The organism is Variovorax sp. dw_954 (assembly GCF_018449755.1).
Classification (GTDB): domain Bacteria; phylum Pseudomonadota; class Gammaproteobacteria; order Burkholderiales; family Burkholderiaceae_C; genus Variovorax.
The window spans coordinates 564,743-579,560 of record NZ_JAAVVD010000002.1; the positions used below are offsets into that span (position 1 = coordinate 564,743).

Below are 14,818 nucleotides of genomic sequence, written 5' to 3' on the forward strand. Positions count from 1 at the left end.
GTACGAACAAGCGTCGCCGTTGCGACGCGACCCAAGCTTCACTACACAAGCGGGACGCATACTCGCGAAAAAGGAGCCACCCATGAATGATCGTATCGAATGGACCCGCCACCCCGATGGCGTGGTCGAACTGCAACTGGTTCGCAGCGACAAGATGAATGCGCTCGACGCTGCGATGTTCGACGCATTGATCGAGGCCGGCGAAAGCTTGCGCGACGACCTCGCCCTGCGCGCCGTGGTCATCTCCGGCCGGGGCAAGGCCTTTTGCGCGGGGCTCGACATGCAGTCCTTCCAGCGCATGCAGAAAGCCGATGGCGCCGAAGTGCTCGGCGATGGCGCCGCCGGCGCGGATCTGGTGGCGCGCACGCACGGCATCGCCAACGCGGCGCAGCAGGTCGCCTGGGTGTGGCGCCAGGTGCCGGTGCCGGTGATCGCGGCGGTGCATGGCGTGGCCTTTGGCGGCGGCCTGCAGGTGGCGCTCGGGGCGGACGTGCGCATCGTTGCGCCGGACACCAAGATGTCGGTCATGGAGATCAAGTGGGGCCTGGTGCCTGACATGGCCGGCCTGGTGCTGATGCGCGAGTTGGCGCGCGCGGACGTGGTGCGCGAGCTCACCTACACAGGCCGGATCTTCTCCGGCGAGGAGGCCTTGCGCATGGGCTTTGCCACGCGCCTGGCGGCCGACCCGCTGGCCGTAGCCCTGCAGATGGCGCACGAGATCGCGGCGAAGAGCCCGCATGCGATCCGCGCCGGCAAGCGCTTGCTGAATGCGTCGACGCACCTGGACGATGCGTCATTGCTGCTGGCCGAGTCGGTCGAGCAGAAGGCGCTGATCGGCAGCGCGAACCAGGCCGAGGCGGTCAGGGCCAACATCGAGAAGCGGGCGCCACGCTTTGTCGAGCCGACCTGAGCGGACGCGGGCGGCGGCCGGTCAAGCCGATTGCCGATTCAAACCTAGACGCCGATAAAGCGCACGACTTCGTCGATGGGCGCGCGGTCGGTGACCAGCGCGTTGACGGGGTGCGAGGTGTCGGCCCAGCCGATCGACATGCCGGTGAACAGCATGCGTTCGGGCGGCAACTGCAGCGTGCGGCCGATGGTCTCGGGGTAGATCGCCCAGCATTCCTGCGGGCAGCTGTCGAGGCCTTCCTCGCGCAACAGCAGCATCACGGTCTGCAGGTACATGCCGCAGTCCGACCACTGTGGCGGACCCATGCGGCGGTCGATCGAGCAGAACAGCGCCATCGGCGCACCGAAGAAGGCGAAGTTGTTGGCGAACCAGCGCAGGCGTGCGGCCTTGTCTTCGCGCGGGATGCCAAGGCGCGCGTACATCGCCTCGCCGACCTGGAAGCGGCGGTCGCGCCACGGCGAGACCAGCGACGGCGGGTACACGTCGTAGGCAGGTGATTCCTGCACCTGATTGCGCAGGTTCCGTTGCATCTCGGCCTTGAGCGCGGCGAGCGGTTCGCCGGCCATCACGTCGATGTGCCAGGGCTGCAGGTTGCCGCCGGAGGGCGCGCGCGCGGCCAGCGAGAGCACCTTGCGGATGGTTTCCGGCGGCACGGGGTCGGGCAGGAAGGAGCGGATGGAACGGCGCGAGGTGACAGCTTCGTGGACATGCATGGTGCGGTTGATTCTGGCCGATGTGGAATCGGCCGGCTCGCGCTCGCAGGGCCTTCGAAAAGCGCGACGGGTGTGCACCTTGTCACCACCGCTGCATCCAGTTATTTCGAAGTGACCCGATCGTGCAGCAGACTTGGGGGATGTCCTTCCGATTGCTCCAGCGGCTCATGCAAGCCCAGCTCCCGATCTACCTGAACACGGGGGAGGACATCGACAAGTTGCGCGTGCTGATGCTGGCGGGATTGGTCAAGGGCGAGATCGAGGCGCCCGTTCGGACCCTGTCGGGCCACACGCAGCCGCCCGCGGCGGTCTACGAGATCACGCCGATCGGGCGCGTCATGGCAAGCAAGTTTCCGGTGCGCTAGAACGGCGCCGTCGTTTCGTCGGGAAAGCGAACGCAGACGCGCGTTTTCGTAGGAATTCGCCCACACCAAGAATCGAACAACCGCCTTTGAATGCGACGTTTGCGCGCACTAACGTCCTCGCACCCTACAAGACGGAGACGATGTGATGACCGAGGCGATCTACTGTTTCGACACGGCGGCGGTGAAGTTCGCGATCTATCCGGAGGGCGGCGACGGGCCGCGCATCATCGCGGCGATCGGCGAAGACCCGCTGCGCCATCACTTCGGCGCGACCGGTGGCGGCGACTCGCTGGTCGATGCCTTCGTGAGCCACGCGCCGGAGATCCAGAGCAGGGCGCTCAAACGCTACCGCGCCGAGCCGCGCAAGCCGGTGCTGCTGTCCAGCGAGGACTTCGAGTTCGCCGAGCAGATCAGGCTGTCGTAGTCATAGTCATAGCGCGCCCGGCACCGTGTTCTGCGGCAGCCGGCCAAGTACCCGCTGGATCTGCCACAGCAACTTGAGCGGCTGCAGCGGCTTGGCGCAGTGGGCGTCGAAGCCGGCCTCCAGTGCCTGGTGCTGGTCCCGGTCGCGCGCGAATGCGGTCAGGGCGATGGCCTGCATGTGGTGGCCGCTGGCCTGCTCGCGCTTGCGGATCTCTCGGATCAGCGTGTAGCCGTCCTTGCCGGGCATGCCGATGTCGCTGATCAGCACGTCGGGCTTCAGGGTCTCGAGCAATTCCAGCGCTGCATCGCAACTGTGGGCGGTTGCCACCTGGCCGCCGCGATCCGACAGGATCATCTCTAGCATCGCGTTGGACTCTGTGTCGTCATCGACGATCAGCAGGTTGACACCGTGCAGCGAGGCCATCTCGGCGGGCTGCGCATCGGTCGACGTTTCCTCGCCGCCGGCCACGCCGACCAGGGCCGTCGCCGAGACCGGCAGCCAGACGCGGAAGGTCGTGCCCTGGTCGGGGCCGGCGCTTTCGACGCTCACGCTGCCGCCGTGCGCTTCGACCAGTTGCTTGACGATGGCCAGACCCAGGCCGAGGCCGCCGCGCTGCCGGTTGCTGGAGGCGTCCCCTTGCGCAAACCGGTCGAACACCATCGGCAAGAAGCGGGCCTCGATGCCTTGTCCCTCGTCCGAGACGTAGAGCGTCACGCCTTCCTCGGACTCCGTCAGGCCGACCGTGATGCCGCCGCCGCGGGGTGAGAACTTGATGGCATTGCTGATCAGGTTCCAGAGGATCTGCTGCAGCCTTGCCTGGTCCGCAAGGATCGGCCGGTACGGCGGCGCGAGCTGCAGGTTCAGCACGTGCGCGCTCTCGTCGATGGCGGGGCGCATGGCCTCGATCACGTTGGCGACGACCTCCGACGGGTCGACCGACTCGAAGATGAGCGGCAGCTTGCCCAGGTTGAGGCGCGACATGTCGAGCAGGTCGGTGATGAGCTTGGCCTGGATGCGGCCGTTGCTTTCGATGGCGCGCAGGCCGCGCAGGATTTCCTCGCTGGCACCGCGCTTCTGCAGCAGGTGCGCCCAGCCCATGATCACGTTGAGCGGTGCGCGCAATTCATGCGAAAGCACCGCGATGAGGTCGTCCTTCATGCGGCTGATCTGCTCGGCCTCGCCGCGCGCCGCACGTTCACGGTCGAGCAACTGCCTGCGTTGCTCTTCCAGCATCACGCGCTCGGAGATGTCGATGGCCACCGCCATGTTGACCTTGCGCTCGATGTGCGGGGACACGCTCCACTCCAGATGCACCAGGCTGCCGTCGGGCCGCAACGCCGGAAACTCGCGGCGCTGCGGCATTTCACTGGTGCCGCGCATGTATTCGTCGACGCTCGACGCCAGCTCGGGCGGAACGAACTCCCCCAGCGCACGGCCGTTGACCTCGTCCGCGCTGCGCCCGAGCAGTGTCAGCAGGGCGGCGTTGGCGTCGAGCAGGCGACCTTCCTCGTCGAGCAGCCCGATGCCGGTGAGCGTGTGGGAATAGATGGCGCGGAACTTGGTTTCGCTGCGGCGCATGGCTTCTTCCGCGACGCGCGCGCGCACCAGCGCCTGCACGGTCGCGACCAGCACCGCCGGTTCCACCGGGCGGGTGAGGTAGGCATCGGCCCCGGAGTCCAGGCCGCGCACCTTGTCTTCGTCGGTCACGTAGGCGGCCGTGAGGTGCAGCACCGGCAGGCGGTTGGTTTCCGGCCGCGAGCGCAGGCGGCGGCACAGCTCGAAGCCGTCGATGTCGGGCAGGTGCACGTCCAGCACCAGGGCCGAGACGCCGTCGTCGGCCAGCCGCAGACCCTCGACGCCGCTGGCTGCTTCGCGTGTGCGGAAGCCGGCGTTGCGCAGGGTGCGCGCCGTCGCGTAGCGGCTGGCCGGGTCGTCGTCAACGATCAGCAGTTCGTGCAGCGACCGGTCGATCGGCCGGAATTCGGGGGTGTGCTCGCTCATGGCGGGTTTCCGTTCCCCGGCGAAGCCCCATCGATCTGAGGAAGTCGATGCGGCAGTGTGACGAAAAACGTGGAGCCCTGTCCGACCTCGCTGCGCACGCCGACACTGCCGCCCAGCAGTTGCGCGAGTCGCTTGCTCAGCGAGAGGCCGAGCCCGGTGCCGCGCAGTCGCTTCTGCACCGGCGAGTCGATCTGCGCGTAGTCGTTGAAGATCTCCGACTGGTACTGCGGCGAGATGCCGATGCCCGTGTCCGCCACCGAGAAGGTCACGCGCTCGTCCGCCTCCATCGCGGCGGACACCCGGACTTCGCCGGCGGCGGTGAACTTCAGCGCGTTGGAGATGAAGTTGCGCAGGATCTGCGACAGCTTCTTGTCGTCGGTGAACAGCGCGACGGACTGCTGCGGCTCCTCGAAGATCAATGTGACATCGGGGTTGGTGAGCACGGGCTTGAACATGCCGCGCAGTGCGGAGAACAGGTCGAGCATGTCGAACCATTCGGGCGAGATGTCGATGCGGCCAGCCTCGACCTTGGCCAGGTCGAGCAGGTCGTCGACCATGTCCGAGAACTCGGTGGCCGTCGCCCGTATGAACTCCACCTGCTTGCGCTGCTCCGCTGTCAGCGGCCCGTCGACCTCGTCCAGCAGGAGGCGCGCGAGGCTTCGGAAGGTGGATAGCGGCGTGCGGAATTCATGGCTCATGTACGCGAGGAACCGGCTCTTGAGTTCGGTCGCCTGGCGCAGTTGCTGGGCCTGCGTGTCGAGCTCGGCATAGAGCGCGAGCACGCCGCGGTTGGTTTCGTCGAGCTCGCCTTGCAGCGCCTCGATCTGTTGCGCCTGGTCGGCCGCGAGGGCTGCGAGCCCGGCATCGGGAAGCGGCGTTTCGTGCATCACGGAGCAGGCCCCCGCGCCTGTGCGCGCTTGATCACCACGACGGTCGCGTCATCGCGGCCGCGCAGGCCGCTGCGCAGGAGCCAGCCTGCGATCAGCGTGGGATCCTGCTGGAGGATGCCGAGGGCGCCATCGATGTTCCAGCGCGAGTTGATGCCGTCGGAATGCAGGACGACCATCGCATGCTCGGGCCACGGATAGCTGGTGTCGGCGAGCTTGCGGATCTGCACGCCCAGCGTGCCGTGCTGCGACATCAGCGTGCGGTCGTCCACGCCGGAGAGGAGGCGCCCGGCGATGTTGCCGGCGCCCGCGAACAGCAGCGAATGGGCCACCGCATCGAGCTCGGCGATAGCCACCGCGGCGCCGCGGGTCGAGCGCATCAGCGCGTGCGCGCGTTCCAGCACGGCATGCGGCGCCCCGTCCGCCGTTGCAAAGACCTGCATGGCGGCCTGCGAGGCCTCGGCCGCCAGCGGGCCGTGGCCGAGCCCGTCGGCCACCATGACTCGCGCCTTGCTGCCGTTCATGCGCACGGCCCAGTTGTCCCCGCAAACCGTCTCGCCGGGCGCCGACAGGCGGATGCCGCCGACGCTGAAGGGCTGGCCATGGGCGAGGACGCGCTCGGGCGCGGGCTTCGCATGGATGCGCGCCACGATGGCGGTGCCGTTGCCGGGCACCGAGAAGAAATGGGCCTCGCTCGCCAGCCTGCGCACCGCGCCCAGGCCGGTGCCGGGACTGCCTTGGGTCGAATGACCATCGACGAGCGATTGCCGCAAGTCGGCGATGCCGGGGCCCTGGTCCAGCGACAGGACCTCGAGCGTCCCGCCCGCAGCGCCCGGGATGCAGCCGAGCAGCAGCATGCCGTCCCTGGCATGCTTGGCGAGGTTGGTGCCCAACTCGGTCACCACCAGTGCCGCGCGGCCGCTGGCCAGTTCGTCGAAGCCCATCTCGTGCGTCAGCCGGGCTGCGGCGCGGCGTGCCTCGCCCACCTGGGTGGGCTCGATCATCGGCATGGCCAGGTGTGGCCCCATGGCTTTTATTTCCATCGCGTGATGGTCACGCAGGTGCCCTCGCCGGGCACGCTCCGCAAATCAAATTCATTGACCAGCCGGCGGCTGCCCGAGAGGCCGACGCCCAGGCCCTTGCCCGAGGTCCAGCCGTCGGTCAGGGCCAAGTCGACGTCGGGAATGCCGGGGCCCTTGTCTTCGAAAGCGAGGCGCAGGCCGGCGCGAACGCCGTTGGCGACGATGCTCCAGCGCATCTCGCCGCCGCCGCCGTACACCACCGTGTTGCGCGAGAGTTCGCTCGCCGCGGTGATCATCTTGGTCTGGTCGACCAGCGAGAACTTGAGCTCCTGGGTGAGCTTGCGCACGGTCTGCCGGCTCATGACGATGTCGTGCTCCGTGCGCAGGGGCATCGCGCCGTCAGTCGGCAAGGTCATGGCCGCCTTCCCCGTCGCGCAGGCGAAGCATGGCCATTCCGCGCTCCACGTTCAGCGCGGTGCGCACGCCCTCGAGCGACAGCCCGAGTTCGACCAGCGTGATGGCCACGGCGGGTTGCATGCCGACGACCACCGTGGTGGCGTCCAGCACGCGCGCAATGCCCGAGATGCTCGCCAGCATGCGGCCGATGAAGGAGTCGACGATTTCCAGCGCCGAGATGTCGATGAGCACGCCGGTCGCGCCGGTGGCCTCGATCGTGGTCGACAGGTCGTCCTGCAGTCTCATCGCCACCTGGTCTTGCAGGTCGACCTGGATGGTGACGAGCAGGCACTTGCCCATCTTCAGAATGGGAATGCGTTCCATGGGGTGCCTCGCTCAGGCCTTGGTGCGGGTCGCGACGTAGCCGAGCTTCTTCAGGGCCAGCAGCAAGGCGTCTGCCAGCGATGCCTTGGTGACGATGCCCTGCAGGTCGATGCCCAGGTGGACGATGGTCTGCGCGATCTGCGGCCGGATGCCGCTGATGATGCAGTCGGCGCCCATGAGGCGGATCGCGGTCACGGTCTTGAGCAGGTGCTGCGCGACCAGCGTGTCCACGGTCGGCACGCCGGTGATGTCGATGATGGCGATCTCGGAGCCGGTCTCGACGATGCGCTGGAGCAGCGATTCCATGACCAGCTGGGTCCGGTTGCTGTCCAGCGTGCCGATCATGGGTACGGCCAGCACGCCTTCCCACAGCTTGACGACCGGCGTCGACAGTTCTAGCAGCTCTTCCTGCTGGCGCCGGATGATGTCTTCGCGCGTGGCCTGATAGGTGGTGACCGTCCACTGCGCCATGTGGTCGAGGAGGGTCGAGACTGCCAAGATCGCGTCGAACAACTGCTTGGGCTCCTTGCCGAGCCGCTCTTGCAGCGCGCTGAACAAAGGCTTCTTCAGCGCGAGCACGAAGTGGCTGGTCTCGCCCGCCGTGGCGCCTTGCGCGGCGCGCGACTGGGACAGCGTCTCCAATGCCGCGCGCAGGGACGCCCAGGCGGCCTGGTCCAGGCGCGCCGGGTCGGCGCCGGAGCGCAGCCCCGAGCGCAGCCCGTTCATCAGGCCTTGCGCCTCGCCCGTGGCATTGGCTGCATTGGCGCCCATCGGCGACGAGGCGGCCACGTCATCGAGCCATTGGCGGGTGATGTCGCTGTGCAAGTCGGTGAGAAGCGCGTCGATCGCGGCGTTGTCAGGGGTCATCGGATTCTTCGGTGAAGTGTTGGAGACAAGTGGCGACCCTCCTTGGGCATTGCTTTTCAAGTGTGACAGATAGTCAACCTCGAACCCATGCAAAGTGCCTGCAGGCGCCTTTGACGCGCATTTTTCCTTGTCGTCGGCGGCGTGTTGTCCCACAAGGGCGGGAAGGCTTGGCAACACGCTTGCGTTCGCCGGCCTGCCACTTCCTGCAGCGGCGCATGGGCGGGGAGCGACGAGAAGGAGCGAATTTCTCCTACAAGGGGTGAATGTGACCGCGTGCAACATCCCCCCGGGCGAGGCGTGCGTGCCGCGAGGGGATTGCGCATCTGAACTGGCCAACGGCGCTGTGAAGGTTGTGGGAGTCAACCTGAAATATCGGCGCCGGGAGAGCGGAATACCGGGTTTTTGGGCCTCGTCGTCGAGGCCCAGCCGGTGTTTCCATGGGATGAGGGCAACACAGTTCGGCGTCATGCCAGCCTCTGGCCTGCGAGTTCGCAGGCGCGAACCTGTATTGCTCCATCGACTGAAAGATCGAACATGAATGCACCCGACACGCTCCAATTGGCCGCGCCGCAGGAGGAATACGAGTTCTTGCTGGATGCGCTTTCCAGGTTGCGCCTCGGCGACGCGAAGGTACGGCTGCCGATGCACTGGACCGGCATCGCCGGCCGGGTGGCGGAAGTGTTCAACGACGTGGTCGACCAGAACGCCACGCTGGCTGCAGAGCTGGTCCGTCTGCGCCGCGTGGTGGGCAGGGAAGGCAAGCTCAAGCAGCGCGCCATGCTTTCCGAGACACGCGGCTTCTGGGGGCAGTCGATCGAATGCGTGAATGCGCTGATCGACGACCTGGTGCATCCGACCACCGAAGTGGCGCGCGTGATCGGCGCGGTGGCGCAGGGCGACCTGTCCAAGAGCATGGCGCTCGAAGTCGACGGCCGCGAACTCGAAGGCGAGTTCCTGCGCACGGCCAAGACGATCAACAAGATGGTGGAACAACTCGGCGACTTCTCCGCCGAGGTGACGCGCGTCGCGCGCGAGGTGGGCACCGAGGGCAAGCTGGGCGGGCAGGCCAAGGTGAAGGGCGTGGCCGGGACGTGGAAGGACCTGACCGACTCGGTGAACTCGATGGCCGGCAACCTGACCGACCAGGTGCGCAACATCGCGGACGTGACGACTGCCGTTGCCAAGGGCGACCTCTCCAAGAAGATCGACGTGGATGTGAAGGGCGAGTTCCTCACGCTGAAGAACACGATCAACACGATGGTCGACCAGCTCCGGTCCTTCGCGTCGGAAGTGACGCGGGTGGCGCGCGAGGTGGGGACGGAAGGCTCGCTGGGCGGGCAGGCGCGGGTGGAAGGCGTGTCGGGGACGTGGAAGGACCTGACCGACTCGGTGAACTCGATGGCCGGCAACTTGACTTCGCAGGTGCGCAACATCGCGGACGTGACGAAGGCGGTGGCTGCGGGCGACCTCTCGAAGAAGATCACCGTGGACGTGAAGGGCGAGATCCTGGAACTGAAGAACACCGTCAACACGATGGTGGACCAGCTGCGTTCTTTCGCGGCGGAGGTGACGCGGGTCGCGCGCGAAGTGGGCACGGAGGGCAAGCTCGGCGGGCAGGCCGACGTGCAGGGCGTTGCGGGCACGTGGAAGGACCTGACCGAATCGGTGAACTTCATGGCCGGCAACCTCACGTCGCAGGTGCGCAACATCGCCGAGGTGACGACCGCCGTGGCCGCCGGCGACCTGTCCAAGAAGATCACCGTTGACGTGAAGGGCGAGATCTCAGAACTCAAGAACACCATCAACACGATGGTGGACCAGTTGCGGTCCTTCGCCGCCGAGGTGACGCGCGTGGCGCGGGAAGTGGGCAGCGAAGGCAAGCTCGGCGGGCAGGCCGAAGTGCAGGGCGTGGCCGGCACGTGGAAGGACTTGACCGATTCGGTGAACTCGATGGCGTCGAACCTCACCTCGCAAGTGCGCAACATCGCGGACGTGACGAAGGCGGTGGCGGCGGGCGATCTTTCCAAGAAGATCACCGTGGACGTGAAGGGCGAAATCCTCGAGCTGAAGGCGACGGTCAACACGATGGTGGACCAGCTGTCATCTTTCGCCGCCGAAGTGACGCGGGTGGCGCGTGAAGTGGGCACCGAGGGCCGGCTTGGTGGCCAGGCGGAAGTGGAAGGCGTGTCGGGCACCTGGAAGGACCTGACCGACTCGGTCAATTCGATGGCCGGCAACCTGACGTCGCAAGTCCGAAACATCGCGGACGTGACGAAGGCCGTGGCCGCAGGCGACCTCTCCAAGAAGATCACCGTGGCGGTGAAGGGCGAGATCCTGGAGCTCAAGGCCACCATCAACACGATGGTGGACCAGCTGCGTTCCTTCGCCGCGGAAGTGACGCGGGTGGCGCGCGAGGTCGGCACCGAAGGACGGCTCGGCGGGCAGGCTGACGTGCAGGGCGTGGCCGGCACCTGGAAGGACTTGACCGAGTCGGTGAACTTCATGGCCGGCAACTTGACCTCGCAGGTGCGCAACATCGCGGAAGTGACGACGGCCGTGGCTGCGGGCGACCTGACCAAGAAGATCACCGTGGAAGTGAAAGGCGAGATCTCCGAACTGAAGAACACCATCAACACGATGGTGGACCAGCTCTCGTCCTTCGCCGCTGAAGTGACGCGCGTGGCCCGTGAGGTGGGCAGCGAAGGCAAGCTGGGCGGCCAGGCCGACGTGCAGGGCGTGGCCGGCACGTGGAAGGACTTGACCGAGTCGGTGAACTCGATGGCGTCGAACCTCACCTCGCAGGTGCGCAACATCGCGGACGTGACGAAGGCCGTGGCGGCGGGCGACTTGTCGAAGAAGGTGACGGTCGACGTGAAGGGCGAAATCCTGGAACTCAAGGCCACGGTGAACACGATGGTGGACCAGTTGCGTTCCTTCGCCGCCGAAGTGACGCGCGTGGCGCGCGAGGTAGGCACGGAAGGCATCCTGGGCGGGCAGGCCGACGTGCAGGGGGTGGCCGGCACGTGGAAGGACCTGACCGAGTCGGTGAACTTCATGGCCGGCAACCTCACGTCCCAGGTCCGCAACATCGCGGAAGTGACGACGGCGGTGGCAGCGGGCGACCTGTCCAAGAAGATCACCGTGGACGTGAAGGGCGAGATCTCGGAGTTGAAGAACACCGTCAACACGATGGTGGACCAGTTGCGTTCCTTCGCCGCGGAAGTGACGCGCGTGGCACTGGAAGTGGGAACAGAGGGCATCCTGGGCGGGCAGGCCGACGTGCAGGGCGTGGCCGGCACGTGGAAAGACTTGACCGACTCGGTGAACCTGATGGCGTCGAACCTCACCTCGCAGGTGCGCAACATCGCAGACGTGACCAAGGCCGTGGCGGCTGGCGACTTGTCCAAGCAGATCACGGTGGACGTGAAGGGCGAGATCCTGGAGCTGAAGGCCACGATCAACACGATGGTGGATCAGCTCTCGTCCTTCGCCGCCGAAGTCACGCGGGTGGCGCGCGAGGTGGGCACGGAAGGGCGGCTTGGCGGGCAGGCACAGGTGCGCGACGTCTCGGGCACCTGGAAGGACCTCACCGAGAACGTGAACTTCATGGCCGGGAACCTCACCGGCCAGGTGCGCGGCATCGCCAAGGTGGTGACCGCCGTGGCCACCGGCGACCTGAAGCAGAAGCTCACCGTGGAAGCCAAGGGCGAGATCGCGGCCCTGGCCGAGACCATCAACAGCATGACCGACACGCTCGCCACCTTCGCCGACCAGGTGACCACCGTGGCACGCGAAGTCGGCGTGGAAGGCAAGCTCGGCGGCCAGGCCAAGGTACCCGGCGCCGCGGGCACGTGGAAGGGCCTCACCGAAAACGTGAACCAGCTGGCCGCCAACCTCACGACACAGGTGCGCGCCATTGCAGAAGTGGCGACCGCCGTGACGCAAGGCGACTTGACGCGCTCCATCACGGTGAAGGCGCAAGGCGAAGTGGCCGCCCTCAAGGACACCATCAACGAGATGATCCGCAACCTGAAGGACACCACGCAGAAGAACACCGAGCAGGACTGGCTCAAGACCAACCTCGCCAAGTTCAGCCGCATGCTGCAAGGCCAGAAGGACCTGCTCACCGTCGGCCAGTTGATCCTGTCCGAACTCGCACCCGTGGTCGGTGCGCAGCAGGCCGAGTTCTATGTGCTCGGCAACGCCGGCAACACCACCAAGCTCAAGCTGGTCGCCAGCTACGCCTCCGGCGGCCAGAACGCGCACGGCAAGGAGCTCGAACTGGGCCAGGGCCTCGTCGGCCAGTGCGCGGTCGACAAGGCCAAGATCCTGCTCACCAACGTGCCGAGCACCGCCTTCCGCGTCGCCACTGGCCTCAGCGAAAGCGCGGCGATGGACGTCATCGTGCTGCCCATCATCTTCGAGGGCGAGGTGCGCGGCGTGATGGAGCTGGCCTCGCTGGAGCGCTTCAATCCGTCGCACCAGGCCTTCCTCGACCAGTTGACCGAATCGATCGGCATCGTGATCAACACCATCTCGGCCAACATGCGGACTGAGCACTTGCTGACGCAGTCACAGTCGCTGGCCGAAGAGTTGCAGAACCGGCAGCAGGAACTCCAGCAGACCAATGAGGAACTGCAGGAAAAGGCCCGCCTGCTGGTGCACCAGAACCAGGAAGTGGAGCGCAAGAACCAGGAAGTGGAGCAGGCCCGGCAGGCGCTGGAAGAGAAGGCGGAGCAACTCGCGCTCACCTCCAAGTACAAGTCGGAATTCCTCGCAAACATGTCGCACGAGCTGCGCACGCCACTCAACAGCCTGCTGATCCTGTCGGACCAGTTGTGCAAGAACAGCGGCGGCAACCTGACGTCGAAGCAGGTCGAGTTCGCGAAGACCATCCACCTGTCGGGCAACGACCTGCTGATGCTCATCAACGACATCCTCGACCTGTCGAAGATCGAGTCGGGCACCGTGGCAGTGGAGGTGAGCGAGCTTCGGCTGGACGATCTCCAGCGCTCGGTGCAACGCAGCTTCCAGCACGTGGCCGAGGCCAAGCACGTGGGCTTCGAGATCCGCGCGACAGGCATGCTCCCCGAGACCATCGTCACCGACGTCAAGCGGCTGCAGCAGATCGTCAAGAACCTGCTGTCGAACGCCTTCAAGTTCACGCACCAGGGCTCGGTGGCGCTGTCGATCAATACGGCCGATGGCGGCTGGTCGCGCGACAACGAGGAGCTCAACCGCGCCAGCAGCGTGATCGCCTTCTCGGTGTCCGACACCGGCATCGGCATCTCGGCGGACAAGCAGCAGATCGTGTTCGAGGCCTTCCAGCAGGCGGACGGGTCCACCTCGCGCAAGTACGGCGGCACGGGCCTGGGCCTGGCCATCAGCCGCGAGCTTGCAAGGCTGCTGGGCGGTGAGATCCGGCTGGTCAGCGCGCCGACCGAGGGCAGCACCTTCACGCTGTACCTGCCGCAAAGCTACAGCCCGTCGCGCAGCTTGCGGCCGGGCCGGACCGCCGCGATCGAGTCGGCGCTGGTGAAACGCAGCCTGGCCGACGAGACGCTGCAACGCGTGCTGCAGCCCTCGCTTTCGACGTCCGTGCCTGCGCAACTGCATGCCGAGGACCTCACCTCCATCAACGTGGCCGATGACGACCGCGAAAGCATCCTGCCCGGCGAGTTGGTGCTGCTCATCGTGGAGAACGACCTGCCGTTCTCGAAGATGCTGCTGCAGGCGGCCCGGCGCTGCGGCTTCAAGGGCCTGGTGAGCCCGACCGGCGCGGGCTCGCTGGCATTGATCCGCGACTACCGGCCGGCGCTCATCACGCTCGACATCCACCTGCCGGACATGCAGGGCTTGCGCATCCTCGAGCGGCTCAAGGCGGACCTGGGCACGCGGCACATACCGATCTGTGTCGTCTCCACCGACGACTCGCGCGAACGCGCACTCAACTCCGGCGCCATCGGCTTCCTGGCCAAGCCGCTGCAATCGATCGACGAGGTCGACGTGGCGCTGCGCCACCTGCATGCCTTCGTGCAGTCGAGCGCGAAGAAGCTGCTCGTCGTCATGCAGCCTTCGCCGGTGCGCGAGAAATACCTTGCGGCGCTGGGCAACGGCGACCTGCGGCCGGTCGTGGTCGAGGCCGCCGATGCGCTGCGCGGGGAACTGGCCAAGGGCGACGTCGACTGCCTCGTGACCGACGGCCAGCTGAAGGGCTTCAGCCGCAACGACCTGGCCGAATACATCGATGCACGCACCGCGGCCCGGCAGTTGCCGGTGTTGCTGCATCGCACCTCCGAGGGAGGCTCGGCCTCGCAATGGGAATACGGGCAGCAGGGTTCGACCTTGCGCACCGCGGATTCGCTTGAGAGCCTGATCGACGCGACAGCCTTCCTCCTGCATCGCGGCGTGGCCTCGATGACGCAGCAGGAGCGCATCGCGGTGGAGGCCGCGAACGATGCCTCGCGCATCCTCACCGGCAAGAAGGCCCTGATCGTCGACGACGACGTGCGCAACATCTTCGCGCTGGCGACGGTGCTGGAAGAGCAGGGCATGGAGGTCGTCTCCGCCGAGAACGGGCGCGACGCGATCCAGCTGGTGCAGGACGACCCCGACATCGACGTGGTGCTGATGGACATCATGATGCCGGAGATGGACGGCATGCAGACCATGCGCGAGCTGCGCAAGCTGCCGAGCGGCAAGCACCTGCCGCTGATCGCGGTGACGGCCAAGGCGATGAAGGGCGACCGCGAGAAATGCATCGAGGCCGGCGCCTGGGACTACCTGTCCAAGCCCGTTGAAACGGCGCACCTGCTGGTCGTGCTGCGAGGCTGGCTATGCAAGTAGCCC

General features: G+C 66.5%; 11 protein-coding genes. 4 read left to right on the forward strand and 7 right to left on the reverse strand.

Translation table 11 applies throughout. From position 1 onward, the window contains the following. Window positions 1-82: 82 nt before the first annotated feature. A complete protein-coding gene (locus tag HB681_RS05750) occupies window positions 83-910 on the forward strand; it encodes a crotonase/enoyl-CoA hydratase family protein (protein ID WP_213953804.1) in 828 nt (275 codons plus the stop codon). A 44-nt stretch (window positions 911-954) separates the two neighbouring features. Here the strand turns inward: HB681_RS05750 and HB681_RS05755 are convergent, their stop codons facing one another. Then, window positions 955-1,623: a nitroreductase gene (locus tag HB681_RS05755; RefSeq protein ID WP_213953805.1), complete on the reverse strand. Its 669-nt coding sequence runs from the start codon at window positions 1,621-1,623 to the stop codon at window positions 955-957. Window positions 1,624-1,790: 167 nt separating this feature from the next. Between HB681_RS05755 and HB681_RS05760 the strand changes: the two genes are divergently transcribed. Continuing rightward, a complete protein-coding gene (locus HB681_RS05760) occupies window positions 1,791-1,988 on the forward strand; it encodes a hypothetical protein (RefSeq protein WP_213953806.1) in 198 nt (65 codons plus the stop codon). A gap of 145 nt (window positions 1,989-2,133) precedes the next feature. After that, entirely contained in the window at window positions 2,134-2,412 is a 279-nt protein-coding gene (locus HB681_RS05765) for a hypothetical protein (RefSeq protein ID WP_213953807.1), read from the forward strand. Window positions 2,413-2,418: 6 nt separating this feature from the next. On the opposite strand, the gene HB681_RS05770 is transcribed toward HB681_RS05765, so the two are convergent. From HB681_RS05770 to HB681_RS05795, 6 genes are read right to left on the reverse strand one after another with little or no spacing between them, the layout of a single operon-like run. Further along, window positions 2,419-4,413 (reverse strand): response regulator, encoded by a 1,995-nt coding sequence (locus HB681_RS05770; protein ID WP_213953808.1) that lies wholly within the window; start codon window positions 4,411-4,413, stop codon window positions 2,419-2,421. Further along, window positions 4,410-5,300 (reverse strand): ATP-binding protein, encoded by an 891-nt coding sequence (locus HB681_RS05775; protein WP_213953809.1) that lies wholly within the window; start codon window positions 5,298-5,300, stop codon window positions 4,410-4,412. Before HB681_RS05775 ends, HB681_RS05770 begins: the two co-directional genes overlap by 4 nt. Beyond that, window positions 5,300-6,343 carry an ATP-binding SpoIIE family protein phosphatase gene (locus HB681_RS05780; RefSeq protein WP_213953810.1) on the reverse strand — a complete coding sequence of 348 codons (1,044 nt, stop codon included), beginning with the start codon at window positions 6,341-6,343 and terminating at the stop codon, window positions 5,300-5,302. Before HB681_RS05780 ends, HB681_RS05775 begins: the two co-directional genes overlap by 1 nt. Then, window positions 6,334-6,738, reverse strand: a complete 405-nt coding sequence (locus HB681_RS05785; RefSeq protein WP_213953811.1) for an anti-sigma regulatory factor — start codon at window positions 6,736-6,738, stop codon at window positions 6,334-6,336. The genes HB681_RS05780 and HB681_RS05785 overlap by 10 nt, the downstream gene beginning before the upstream one ends. After that, a complete protein-coding gene (locus HB681_RS05790; RefSeq protein WP_213953812.1) occupies window positions 6,722-7,102 on the reverse strand; it encodes an STAS domain-containing protein in 381 nt (126 codons plus the stop codon). Before HB681_RS05790 ends, HB681_RS05785 begins: the two co-directional genes overlap by 17 nt. A gap of 12 nt (window positions 7,103-7,114) precedes the next feature. Then, window positions 7,115-7,969 (reverse strand): STAS domain-containing protein, encoded by an 855-nt coding sequence (locus HB681_RS05795; protein ID WP_213953813.1) that lies wholly within the window; start codon window positions 7,967-7,969, stop codon window positions 7,115-7,117. 534 nt (window positions 7,970-8,503) lie between these two features. Between HB681_RS05795 and HB681_RS05800 the strand changes: the two genes are divergently transcribed. Continuing rightward, on the forward strand, window positions 8,504-14,815 hold the full coding sequence (locus HB681_RS05800) for a HAMP domain-containing protein (RefSeq protein WP_213953814.1): 6,312 nt from the start codon (window positions 8,504-8,506) through the stop codon (window positions 14,813-14,815). The last annotated feature ends 3 nt before the right edge of the window (window positions 14,816-14,818 follow it).

Excerpts from the sequence above, each read along its gene's own strand:
- HB681_RS05750 (WP_213953804.1), top strand. The coding sequence starts at position 83 with ATGAATGATCGTATCGAATGGACCCGCCACCCCGATGGCGTGGTCGAA.
- HB681_RS05755 (WP_213953805.1), bottom strand. The coding sequence starts at position 1,623 with ATGCATGTCCACGAAGCTGTCACCTCGCGCCGTTCCATCCGCTCCTTC.
- HB681_RS05760 (WP_213953806.1), top strand. The coding sequence starts at position 1,791 with ATGCAAGCCCAGCTCCCGATCTACCTGAACACGGGGGAGGACATCGAC.
- HB681_RS05765 (WP_213953807.1), top strand. The coding sequence starts at position 2,134 with ATGACCGAGGCGATCTACTGTTTCGACACGGCGGCGGTGAAGTTCGCG.
- HB681_RS05770 (WP_213953808.1), bottom strand. The coding sequence starts at position 4,413 with ATGAGCGAGCACACCCCCGAATTCCGGCCGATCGACCGGTCGCTGCAC.
- HB681_RS05775 (WP_213953809.1), bottom strand. The coding sequence starts at position 5,300 with ATGCACGAAACGCCGCTTCCCGATGCCGGGCTCGCAGCCCTCGCGGCC.
- HB681_RS05780 (WP_213953810.1), bottom strand. The coding sequence starts at position 6,343 with ATGGAAATAAAAGCCATGGGGCCACACCTGGCCATGCCGATGATCGAG.
- HB681_RS05785 (WP_213953811.1), bottom strand. The coding sequence starts at position 6,738 with ATGACCTTGCCGACTGACGGCGCGATGCCCCTGCGCACGGAGCACGAC.
- HB681_RS05790 (WP_213953812.1), bottom strand. The coding sequence starts at position 7,102 with ATGGAACGCATTCCCATTCTGAAGATGGGCAAGTGCCTGCTCGTCACC.
- HB681_RS05795 (WP_213953813.1), bottom strand. The coding sequence starts at position 7,969 with ATGACCCCTGACAACGCCGCGATCGACGCGCTTCTCACCGACTTGCAC.
- HB681_RS05800 (WP_213953814.1), top strand. The coding sequence starts at position 8,504 with ATGAATGCACCCGACACGCTCCAATTGGCCGCGCCGCAGGAGGAATAC.